8 protein-coding genes are annotated in these 11,665 nt (G+C 42.0%); 4 read left to right on the top strand and 4 right to left on the bottom strand.

All coding sequences use genetic code 11. From position 1 onward, the window contains the following. Positions 1-85: 85 nt before the first annotated feature. On the bottom strand, positions 86-616 hold the full coding sequence (locus GO009_RS09670) for a hypothetical protein (RefSeq protein WP_163626006.1): 531 nt from the start codon (positions 614-616) through the stop codon (positions 86-88). A gap of 326 nt (positions 617-942) precedes the next feature. Here GO009_RS09670 and gyrB point away from each other — a divergent pair, with 326 nt between their 5' ends. Next, a complete protein-coding gene (gyrB, locus tag GO009_RS09665; protein ID WP_163626005.1) occupies positions 943-2,883 on the top strand; it encodes a DNA topoisomerase (ATP-hydrolyzing) subunit B in 1,941 nt (646 codons plus the stop codon). 73 nt (positions 2,884-2,956) lie between these two features. Continuing rightward, the gene (locus tag GO009_RS09660) at positions 2,957-3,967 is read left to right on the top strand and encodes a DUF6588 family protein (RefSeq protein ID WP_163626004.1); all 1,011 of its coding nucleotides are present in this window, start codon (positions 2,957-2,959) and stop codon (positions 3,965-3,967) included. A gap of 74 nt (positions 3,968-4,041) precedes the next feature. On the opposite strand, the gene GO009_RS09655 is transcribed toward GO009_RS09660, so the two are convergent. Next, on the bottom strand, positions 4,042-4,413 hold the full coding sequence (locus tag GO009_RS09655; RefSeq protein ID WP_163626003.1) for a hypothetical protein: 372 nt from the start codon (positions 4,411-4,413) through the stop codon (positions 4,042-4,044). 245 nt (positions 4,414-4,658) lie between these two features. On the opposite strand from GO009_RS09655, the gene mdh reads away from it, so the two are divergent. Together mdh and secDF are read left to right on the top strand one after the other, a co-directional pair. After that, positions 4,659-5,585 carry a malate dehydrogenase gene (gene mdh / locus GO009_RS09650; protein ID WP_163626002.1) on the top strand — a complete coding sequence of 309 codons (927 nt, stop codon included), beginning with the start codon at positions 4,659-4,661 and terminating at the stop codon, positions 5,583-5,585. Positions 5,586-5,811: 226 nt separating this feature from the next. Beyond that, entirely contained in the window at positions 5,812-8,778 is a 2,967-nt protein-coding gene (secDF, locus tag GO009_RS09645; RefSeq protein ID WP_163626001.1) for a protein translocase subunit SecDF, read from the top strand. Positions 8,779-8,839: 61 nt separating this feature from the next. On the opposite strand, the gene GO009_RS09640 is transcribed toward secDF, so the two are convergent. Both GO009_RS09640 and GO009_RS09635 read right to left on the bottom strand, forming a co-directional pair. Next, complete coding sequence (locus tag GO009_RS09640) at positions 8,840-10,303, bottom strand: glycosyltransferase (RefSeq protein ID WP_163626000.1); 1,464 nt, start codon at positions 10,301-10,303, stop codon at positions 8,840-8,842. An 82-nt stretch (positions 10,304-10,385) separates the two neighbouring features. Continuing rightward, complete coding sequence (locus GO009_RS09635; protein ID WP_163625999.1) at positions 10,386-11,636, bottom strand: ATP-binding cassette domain-containing protein; 1,251 nt, start codon at positions 11,634-11,636, stop codon at positions 10,386-10,388. Positions 11,637-11,665: the final 29 nt, after the last annotated feature.

The raw sequence follows: 11,665 nt of genomic DNA, 5'->3' as shown, positions 1-11,665 counted from the left end.
CTAACTTGTTTCATTTTTTAATTAGTCCGAAAAGCCCCTTATCCAAGGGGCTTTTTAGTTATTGTGGTCCAAGTTTTGTATTCAATTAGAAGTGAAGGGCAAAACCTATTCGAAATTCAAATATGCCCTCATCGGTAAAATCCTCATTGAGGCTCATGTTGTAGCGCAGTCCGGGCTCGACACTGATATGGTTGGAAAGGAAGATGGCGTATCCACCTTGTAAGCCCAGCCAAAGCGGACTTTCAGGAGCATCTTGAATACTGGCACCGGTGATATCCAATTGGAAGGGGATAGTACTGATGACATAATATTTAGCCCCCAATTTATAAGAGAAAATATTCAAGCCATCGTAATCTGAATAGCCCAGTCCTCCCTTAATGGCCAAGTCATCTGCAATAAAGTATCCCCCTTCGGCACCAATGCCCCATATTGTGGAACCATCTGACGAAACAAGTGAAAAACCGGTATTGGCCGAATGTCCTGTAAGTCCATCCCCGCCAAACCCTGTGTTTGCCTCAATAAGCCAACTTCCTTGACTTGTTTGTGTTCCGTCTTGTGCATTGCTCGTAAATGTAAATCCAATTGTTGCCACGAGCATAAATAAAAATTTCTTCATAATGTAAAATTTGAGTTTATATATTCGGTAAACATATCGTTTATTGAAAAAAAATCAAATTTTTTTGTCAAATCCGTAAAATCCATGCTTGTTTGGGTAAACAATAGGGTTTACTTTGTTCACGTTTTTGAGCCCATTATCCAAAAGAAAGTTTATTGACCAACCAACTATTGGGGGAGACTTCAAAATGAATGATGGGGAATGTGTGCTTTTCCACAGGATTTGTTGATAACTTAGACTGTTCAACAGGCTCTTATAGACCATTTGCATAGGGTATTGATTATATTTGTAGGATTTGAAATTTTGAGCCAAATACCGATAAATATATGAGCGAAGAAGCTAATAAGAAACAATACTCGGCGGATAGTATCCAGGCCCTTGAGGGAATGGAACACGTGCGTATGAGACCTTCCATGTATATTGGAGATGTAGGGGTCAGAGGTTTGCACCACTTGGTGTACGAAGTAGTGGATAACTCCATTGATGAGGCCATGGCCGGTCATTGCGATAAAATTGATGTAATCATCAACGAAGACAACTCCATAACTACACAGGATAACGGTAGGGGTATCCCTGTAGACCTTCACAAGAAAGAAGGAGTTTCTGCCTTGGAGGTGGTTATGACCAAGATCGGTGCCGGTGGTAAGTTCGATAAGGATTCCTATAAGGTTTCGGGTGGACTTCACGGTGTGGGTGTGTCCTGTGTGAACGCTTTGTCATCAAAATTGAAGGCTACGGTCTATAGAGATGGAAAAATTTGGGAGCAGGAGTATGAGAGAGGTAAAACTCTTTATCCTGTAAAAAGTGTTGGCGAGAGTAAAGAAACGGGTACCATCGTAACTTTTGTTCCTGACGACACCATATTTACACAAACAACGGAATATAGTTATGAAACCCTTTCAAATAGAATGCGTGAGCTTGCCTATTTGAACAAAGGGGTGACCATAACACTGACCGATAAAAGAAATAAGGACGAAAAAGGGGAATATATAGCCGAGACTTTCTATTCTGAAGAAGGGCTAAAGGAATTTATCAAGTTTTTGGACGGTACACGGGAACCGTTGATCCAGAACGTTATCTCCATGGAAGGAGAAAAGAACGGCATTCCTGTGGAAGTGGCCATGGTCTACAATACCGGGTATACCGAGAACCTTCACTCCTATGTAAACAACATTAATACACACGAAGGAGGTACGCACCTTTCCGGGTTTAGAAGAGGACTTACTTCGACCCTTAAAAAATATGCCGATAACTCGGGGATGCTGGATAAGGTAAAGTTTGAAATTTCGGGAGATGATTTTCGTGAAGGACTTACCGCCATTGTTTCCGTAAAAGTTGCGGAGCCACAATTTGAAGGGCAGACCAAAACCAAATTAGGTAACCGAGAAGTGACCAGTGCCGTTAGCCAGGCCGTTTCCGAAATGTTGACCGATTATCTGGAAGAAAATCCAGATGATGCCAAACAAATTGTGGAAAAGGTGAAATTGGCGGCCCAAGCGAGACACGCAGCTGCCAAAGCCCGTGAAATGGTCCAGCGTAAGAACCCAATGAGTGTGGGTGGATTGCCAGGGAAACTATCCGATTGTTCCGAGCAAGACCCGACCAAATGCGAAGTATTCCTAGTAGAGGGGGATTCCGCGGGTGGAACGGCCAAGCAAGGTAGGGATAGGAACTTTCAAGCCATTCTTCCGTTGCGAGGTAAAATCCTCAATGTGGAGAAAGCGATGCAGCATAAGGTTTTTGAAAATGAGGAAATCAAGAACATTTATACTGCCTTGGGAGTTACCATTGGAACCGAAGAGGACAGTAAGGCCTTGAACTTGGACAAACTACGTTACCATAAAGTAGTGATCATGTGTGATGCGGATGTCGATGGTAGCCATATTGAAACCTTGATCTTGACTTTCTTCTTCCGATACATGCGGGAGTTGATAGAAGGAGGTCATGTTTATATTGCCACTCCGCCACTTTACTTGTTGAAGAAAGGCTCTAAAAAACGCTATGCTTGGAACGACAAGGAGCGTGATGCCATCAATGCAGAAATGAACGGAGGTGCAAGTATCCAACGATATAAAGGTCTTGGGGAGATGAACGCTGAGCAGCTTTGGGATACGACCATGAATCCAGATTTCAGAAAATTGCGTCAAGTGCAGATTGACAATGCCACGGAATCAGACCGAATATTCTCTATGTTAATGGGGGACGAAGTGCCACCAAGACGTGAATTTATAGAGAAAAATGCCGTTTATGCGAATATAGATGCATAGGTAATAGCTATTTCACAACAAAAACTCGCCCCTCAAAGGCGAGTTTTTTAGTTTTGGGTAAAATTTCAACATCATGAAAAGAATAATTTTAGTACTAGCACTAGTTTCTGTAACCATGGGAAAAGCCCAGGACTTGAACGATATTTTTGTCGCAGGTGTGGCAGATGCCGAACGATTTGCCAATGCATATCTGGCCCCTGTGTCCGAGGCATCCATCTACAGTATTTCCAATGGATGGTACAATACCGCCGAAGCCAAACCTTTGGGGGGATTTGAAATTTCCATAATCGGAAACATGACCGGATTTAAAAACAAGGACGATAAAAAAGCATTTTTGCTAGATCCAGCCGATTATGAAAACTTGGATTTTGTAGATAACCCTGGTCAGGCGAGAATGGTAGCCACGGGTTTAGGGGATATTGAAGGAGTTGAAGTTTTTGTGGAGGATGAAAGTAGTTTGTTCAGTCAGGAGTTTGAGCTTCCTTCGGGGCTGGCTTCCGAAAATCTCAACTTTATCCCTTCAGGGTACCTTCAAGGAAGCGTTGGTTTGATTAAAGGTTTGGAAGTGAAAGCACGCTTTTTGCCCAAGATCAAGTTTGATGACGATGCAAAAATTGGCCTCTTCGGTGCAGGATTGCAATATGACTTTACCAAAATGTTACCGGCAGACAAGATGTTGCCCGTGGCCATCTCGGCGGTAATCGGCTATACCAACTTGAACGGAGAATACGATTTTACGGATTCTAATTTTATCGAAGGTGAGAACCAACGTATTGATGCATCCTTCAAAACATGGAATTTCAGTGCCGTGGTTTCTACAAAAAATATTCCTGTAATCAATTTTTATGGAGGATTGGGATACATAACAGGTAAATCGGACATTGATTTATTGGGGACGTACGAGGCCAACGGGCCTTTCTTTTCGGAAACCGTTGAAGATCCGTTTTCCGTTTCCAAAAATGCAAGCGGAGTTTCGGCCAACTTGGGTACAAGGTTAAAACTGGGCTTCTTTAGGCTCAACGCAGAATACAATATTTCTGAATTCAGTACTTTCACCTTTGGTGTCAACTTTGGGTTCAGGTAAAAAAACAAATCAACCAACCAATAAAGAAGGCCCCGTTTCCGGGGCCTCCTATTTTCATATATGTAGTCTTCACGTTATTCCCTGGTGGCGAAGACCGAGCCATTGTCCAAGGTTAATACTTCAGGTTCCTGTGCCTTTTTTAAACTAACGGTAATATCCGTTACTTGAGGGTCGCCATATATAATGGAATAGGCCCCATTGTCTTCGGACCATTTAAAATCAGTATAAAAAATTAATTTGGAATTGGAATATCTCTGGTACCTGCCCAGGTATACGTCGTTAAAAATCCATTCCTCTCGAACGGTACTAGTGCTTTTGTTCTCAATACTGGAAGATTCGGTTTTTGCCCAAATACCAAGAATAGGGTCGTGATTTTCTTGTACGCTTGTGCAGTTGCTCAAGGCAATAATGCCAATAATGGACAACAATGAAAAGAGCTTTTTCATGGGTCAAGTAGGTTAAATTAAAATTGGGACTATTAGAACGTAGGTTTGTAGGAAACTATTGCATAAAAAAGATAAAATATTTGCATTTCTTGTGTTCTTGGGGATTAATGAATCTTCTTCCCCTATTTTAATCGAACATCAGCTTTGTACGTTTTGAATGCTTGAAGTGGCTAAAACTGGTAAAAGTCAGCATTTTTCTGAGCCAAATGCCTTATTTTTGAAGACTAAAATTTAAATCTATACAAATGAAAGTTACCGTAGTTGGAGCAGGCGCAGTTGGAGCAAGCTGTGCTGAGTACATAGCAATGAAAAATTTTGCAGCAGAAGTTGTTTTATTGGATATCAAAGAAGGATATGCCGAAGGAAAGGCCATGGATTTAATGCAAACCGCCTCCCTTAACGGTTTTGATACCAAAATCACAGGAAGCACCAACGATTATAGCAAGACAGCGAATAGCGACATCGCAGTGATTACCTCGGGTATACCACGTAAGCCCGGTATGACGCGCGAAGAACTTATCGGAATCAATGCAGGTATTGTAAAAACGGTAGCAACCAGTCTTCTGGAGCACTCTCCAAACGTAACCATTATTGTGGTGAGCAACCCAATGGACACCATGACCTATTTGGTGCACAAGGCCACTGGATTGCCAAAGAACAGGATTATTGGTATGGGCGGTGCATTGGACAGTGCCCGATTCAAATATAGATTGGCCCAAGCTTTGGAAGCACCGATATCTGATGTAGACGGTATGGTGATAGGAGGACATAGCGATACTGGAATGGTACCTTTGATTGGGCATGCGACCAGAAACAGTGTAAAAGTTTCCGAATTTCTATCGGAAGAAAAAATGAACTGGGTAGTGGAAGAAACCAAAGTAGGAGGAGCCACATTGACCAAATTATTGGGCACTAGCGCATGGTACGCCCCAGGGGCAGCAGTTTCTGGATTGGTTCAGGCCATTGCTTGCGACCAAAAGAAGATGTTCCCATGTTCCACCCTTTTGGAGGGCGAGTATGATTTGAACGATATTTGCATTGGTGTACCAGTAATCTTGGGCAAAAACGGAATCGAAAAAATTGTGGAAATTGAACTATCCGATGCCGAAAAGGCCAAAATGCAAGAAAGTGCGGCTGGCGTTAAAAAAACCAACGGACTGCTAGAGGTTTAAACGCTACCATAATAACAACCAATTAAATTGTCATTTTGGACATTACCGTAATGAAATTGCCTATCAATTTAGGTGGAGATTTCTATGGTTGTCCAGAATGACAATTTCATTTTTAGGACATAACCGTCAACTGTAATTGCAATTACATCAATTTCTATTGTCAAATCTTATCGGAAATGATATATTTGCACGCTGTTTAAGAAAACTTCTAAAAAATTAACAATCAATGCAGAATAAAGGACTTATAAGGCTTTTCGCAATCCTTTTTGGCTTGGTGAGCATCTATCAGTTATCCTATACTTTTATTACAAGTAAATTGGAGAAGGATGCTGAAACATACGCAGTTAGCCAAATTTCGGAAGCTGAGGAAGATTATGTTGCAAAGCGTGAAGCTTTAGAGGCATCGTATTTGGATTCCATCAGTGACAACACTGTTTTGGGCTTTACGAGCTATGAGGATGCCAAAACAAAAGAGTTGAACAAGGGATTGGACCTTAAAGGAGGTATCAATGTAACCTTGCAGATTTCCGTAAAGGATATCTTGAAAGGATTGGCCAACAATACCAAAAACCCTGTTTTCAACAAAGCATTGGCAGATGCCGATGAAGCATCGACCAATAGTGATGACACTTATTTGGAGTTGTTTTTTGAGGCTTTTGATAAAATCAAAGGGGATACCAAATTGGCATCACCCGATATTTTTGCCAATAAAGGCCTTAGCGATGAAGTCAACTTTCAAATGACGGATGATGAGGTAAAACCCATTATCAGAAGAAAGATTGATGAATCCATTGTTTCTGCATTCGAGGTACTTCGTGAGCGTATCGATGGTTTTGGGGTAACCCAGCCCAACATTCAAAGAGAAGGAAACTCAGGAAGAATTTTGGTAGAACTTCCAGGTGCCAGGGATATTGCCCGTGCCCAAGAATTGTTGTCCAGTACGGCACAATTGGAATTCTGGGAAACCTACCCGCAGAGCAACCAAAGCATAGGAAACTTTTTGGTAAATGCCAACGAGCGTTTAAAAGAGATTTTGGAACCTGAGACAAGTGAAGATGAGGCTTCCAAACCAGAATCTGAGATTGATTCCTTGCTTTCCGATGTATCCCAAGACTCCTTGGATATGACCCAAGAGGCCAATCCAATATTGGGAAAATTGCTCCCAGCCAACCCAGGTAGTCATGCCATTGCCCGTGCCATGGTTTCCGATACAGCTGAGCTTGGTGCGTACTTAAGGATGCCAGAAATTAAAAGATTGTTGCCCAACGATATCCAGTTTACCAGGTTTCTTTGGGAGCGCCCCGCAAAAGATTCCGAAGTAGCTGACCTATATGCATTGAAATCCAACAGGGAAGGCACCCCAAGAATTAGCGGAGATGTGGTTTCCGATGCGCAGGATACTTTCGACCAGTTCAACAAACCGGCCGTTAGCATGACCATGAATACGCGTGGTGCGAAAGAGTGGGAGGAATTGACAGGGGATGCCTATAACAATCAAACTGGTATTGCCATTGTTTTGGACAATAAAGTGTACACCGCACCAGGTGTTTCTTCAGGACCTATTTCTGGAGGGCGTTCAGAGATTACAGGTACATTTACTGTAAACGAAACAAAAGATATCGCTAACGTACTGCGTGCAGGTAAACTTCCTGCTTCGGCCGATATTATTCAATCGGAAGTTGTAGGTCCATCCTTGGGACAAGAAGCCATTGATAGTGGTTTCATGTCCTTCATCATTGCAATGGTATTTGTGCTTGTATGGATGATTTTCTACTACGGTAGGGCAGGGGTATTTGCAGACATCGCATTGGTATTCAATATTTTGTTGATTTTTGGAGTGTTGACGAGCCTTGGAGCTGTATTGACATTGCCAGGTATCGCAGGTATTGTACTTACCATTGGTATGTCGGTAGATGCGAACGTACTTATTTTTGAAAGGATTAAAGAAGAGTTGGCCCGTGGAAAAGGAAAAGCACAGGCCATTGCAGATGGTTTTGGTAATGCTTTGTCCTCCATTTTGGATGCAAACATCACTACGGGATTGACCGCGATTATCCTGTTTATTTTTGGGTCAGGGCCTATTAAAGGTTTTGCCACAACATTGATGATCGGTATTGTTACCTCGTTGTTTACTGCCATATTTGTGACCAGATTAATGATCGAGGCCTATACGAGCAAAAAGGGAAGACGATTGGATTTCAGTACAGGAATTACCAGGAACCTGTTTACCAATTTGCATATCAATTTCTTGTCCAAGCGTAAGATAGCCTACATTGTTTCTGGAATCTTACTAGCCGTGAGCACCTTTTCATTGCTTACAAATGGACTGAATCAAGGGGTTGACTTTATCGGAGGACGCTCTTATCAAATTCGTTTTGAAAAAGCAGTAAGCCCTTCCGAAATTGCTTCTGAACTAAATACGGTTTTTGGTAGTGGAACCAATGTGAAGACTTTTGGAGATGCAAACCAGATAAAAGTAACAACGCCCTACAAAGTGGATGAAGAAGGAGTTGAGGTGGATACCGAGATTCAAAATATGCTTTATACCACGCTACAAAAATATTTGCCGGACGGAACATCTTTTGACGATTTCACCGTTGGTGCTTCGGAAAAATCAATAGGTATCCTACAATCCGTTAAAGTAGGACCGACCATAGCGGATGATATCAAGAAAAATGCCTTTTTGGCCATTATTGGATCATTGGCGGTAGTTTTTCTATACATTCTATTGCGATTTAGAAAATGGCAGTTCTCATTGGGCGCCGTTGTTGCGGTATTCCACGATGTAATGATCGTGTTGGGGATTTTTTCATTGACAGGAGACATTATGCCCTTCAATATGGAAATCGACCAAGCCTTTATTGCAGCGATTCTAACTGTGATCGGGTACTCCCTGAATGATACGGTGGTAGTATTCGACCGTATCCGTGAGATTACCGGTTTAAAAGGATTCCAAGGCGGGGAAAATATCAACCTAGCATTGAACAGTACTTTGAGTAGAACGTTGAACACCTCGCTTACCACATTGATCGTGTTGTTGGCCATCTTCATCTTTGGAGGAGAAAGCCTTAGAGGGTTTATGTTCGCGATGATCGTAGGTGTGATTGTAGGTACATATTCTTCTGTATTTATCGCAACACCTGTGATGTTCGACTCGTTAAAGAAGAAAATTGCTGCTGCTACAGAAGCATAGTTTTTCGTTTTTTTATATTACACTTTATAAGAAAGGCCCTCAATTTGAGGGCCTTTGTTTTTTAGGCTTTATTAGCTGACAATGTTTCCAGCCACGATAATAATTGACTGAACAGGGTAAAGTTCTGAATTACTCTGAGCTGCCCGTTAAATCCCCATTTATCCCTTTCTTTAGGATGATTGAGCATGTACGCCAATGTTCTGGACAAGCTTTCAATATCCGTTGGGTCGGGATTTATCTGTCCTGTTTTGTTATGGACTACCTGATATTTGAGTCCTGCAGCATTCGATACCAGTACCGGTTTCCTTTTCCACATGGCTTCCGTTGCGGTAAGTCCAAACCCTTCTTGAATGGAGTTTTGTACAATAAAACTAGAGGTTCGTTGTAATGCATTGACGATCAAAGCATTTTCTTTAGGGTTATCCAGCGGTAACAGCAAAATCGCAATATCGTTCTGCATGTTTTTATCCACTGTCTTATAGGTTTCTGTCAATTCCTGTAGCACCTCTTTGCCTTCAGGGTCATCGGATACAAATGCAGGGTCAGGACCTGCCATGACCAAAAGGGTCATTTCTATACGTTTGTACTCCAGACTTTTTGGGTCTCCGTTTTTACGGTTGTCCATCTTCATTTTAATAAAGGCTTCCATCAGTTCTTTAAAACCCTTGAGCCTATCCCACCGGGATATTTCCGTGATTATAGGGCGATAAATCAAATCCAGATTTACATCGGCATCCAAAAAATCAAAGGAACCGTCGGGCATCACTTTTCTTACCAAATGTTTGTACCGATGATAAAGTATGGCCTTGTGGTCATCCAAAACACCCGATTGATACAATATCCCGATGCACTTGTGCAATTGAAGCTCCCGGTTCTTATGGCTCAACGGGTCGATGGCAGGGGGGATAATGGATGTTCTATCTTTTAATGGTTTGGGTACATAAGAGGGGAGACTGAACACAAAATGGTCATAATAGTTAGTGTAAGGCTCCAAAAACTTCCAAACGGCATCGGTAACGGCTGTGTCTTCTTCCAAACCGATGTGGCACCGCCAAACAATGGAAACCTTCTTCTCTTTTTTGATCATGGCTGCCAAAGGCATGGGTTGAGGGTCATGGACCACTACAATGTCACCATCATTGATCAATTCCAATGCTTTGGCAAGATTGTTTTGGTTGACTTCTTCATAAATTTTGCGGTCCTCTTCTGTGAAAACTCCATCGCCACTACCGTGAATGGCATTATGGATTCGCTTGGTCAAGCTGAAAAAAGCATCCTTTTTGGCTTCGATAACAAGCCATTCAATGGATACACCCAGTTCTCGTAAAATTCGCATTTGACTGGGCAGCATTTCAGCAACACCACCACCAATTGCAGTGGAGTTTATCATCCAGATGGTTCGTCCACTCAAAGATTCAATGGGTTCTTTGGCCTGTTCCATAAAATCGAGGACAGAAGAGTAGAGGGAGCCGTACGCCTTGTAGTCTACAAGTTTGGCGCCTGGCTTAACGTTGATTTTTTGCATGTGAGGGAATAGTTAATGGTTGAATTCCCTTTAAGATAGCAAAAAAATGAATGGGTGGGTTAAGTGTTTGTTTGTGAAACTTTTATGATTTGGAAGTGATACCTGTGGAGCCTTTTTCCGACGGATGTAGTTCAAAAATATACTCTGGAGCTAGCTCTGGCTCTTTACGATGGGATACAAAAATGATAGCGGTTTCGCTTTCTTTGGCGATTTTGTTTACCAAGGACACAAAAAGATTCGCACTGGTATCATCCAACCCTGCCGTAGGTTCATCCAAAATAAGTAATGGTGGATGTTTTACCATGGAGCGCGCCATCATAACCAAACGCTTATTACCGGTACTTAGGTCGCGAAAGTGATCGTTTTTTCTATCGTTTAGTTGTAAAAGCTCAAGCCATTGGTTGGCCAATTGCTTTTCACGGTCCGTAGGTTGTACATAAAGCCCAATGGAGTCGTGGAGCCCGGAGATGATCATATTTTCCAGACTGTGATATCCTCGAAATTTGTCGGTAATGGCAGGAGCGTAGTACCCTATTTTTTGTTTGAGGTCCCAAACACTTTCTCCGCTCCCTTTTTTATGCCCAAAAATGGTCAGGTCCTGACCGTAGCCTTTGTGGCTATCTCCCGTAATCATGGAAAGAATAGTGGATTTTCCACTACCATTTGGGCCGATCAATTGCCAAAACTCTCCCTTTTTGATGGTCCAATCAATATTGTCCAGTACTTGATGACCATCAAAACTGACAGATACCTTTTTTAGGCTGACCAATTCTGTGCCCTCAACTTTAACCGGGGATAAAGGCGGTGGAATTGTACCATTAAAACTGATGGGTTCGTTTTTGTTTTCGTTCCAAAAAGCATCGGGCGAATCGTATTGATGAAGATTACTTCCATCCAGCTTAATAAAATTGGAAGTGTTGGGCAATATATCATCCAATCGACTCACCAATTGGACCAGAATTTTACTGGAAGCAATATCCAAAAGCTGTTTTTTTAACTTGGTCTGTGTGGCCATATCCAAATTATCAAAAGGATTCACCAAAACCATAAAATCAGGGTCTTGTTGCAACAAATAATTGAGCAAAGCCTTTTTTTGTTCCCCACTGCTCATCGTTTTTAAGGATTGTTCGCTATTCTTGGTCAGGATTTTAATATCATGCCGTTCTTCTTCATCCATGTACCGATTGATTTCTGACCGTGAAAAAAGCAGCCCGTTCAATGGTTGTAGTTCCTTTAAACCATCGATGGGTTGGTTGCGGAGCAGGTTATGCACCAATTGCTGCGTATTGGAATTGTTTTGTGTTAGGACGGCGTAGCTTTTGGGTAGCTTCATGTGGTAAAAAGGTATTGTCCCAAAAATAC

Origin of the sequence: Allomuricauda sp. TY007, assembly GCF_010468565.1 — a bacterium.
Classification (GTDB): domain Bacteria; phylum Bacteroidota; class Bacteroidia; order Flavobacteriales; family Flavobacteriaceae; genus Flagellimonas.
This window is presented reverse-complemented; position numbering and strand designations above follow the sequence as displayed.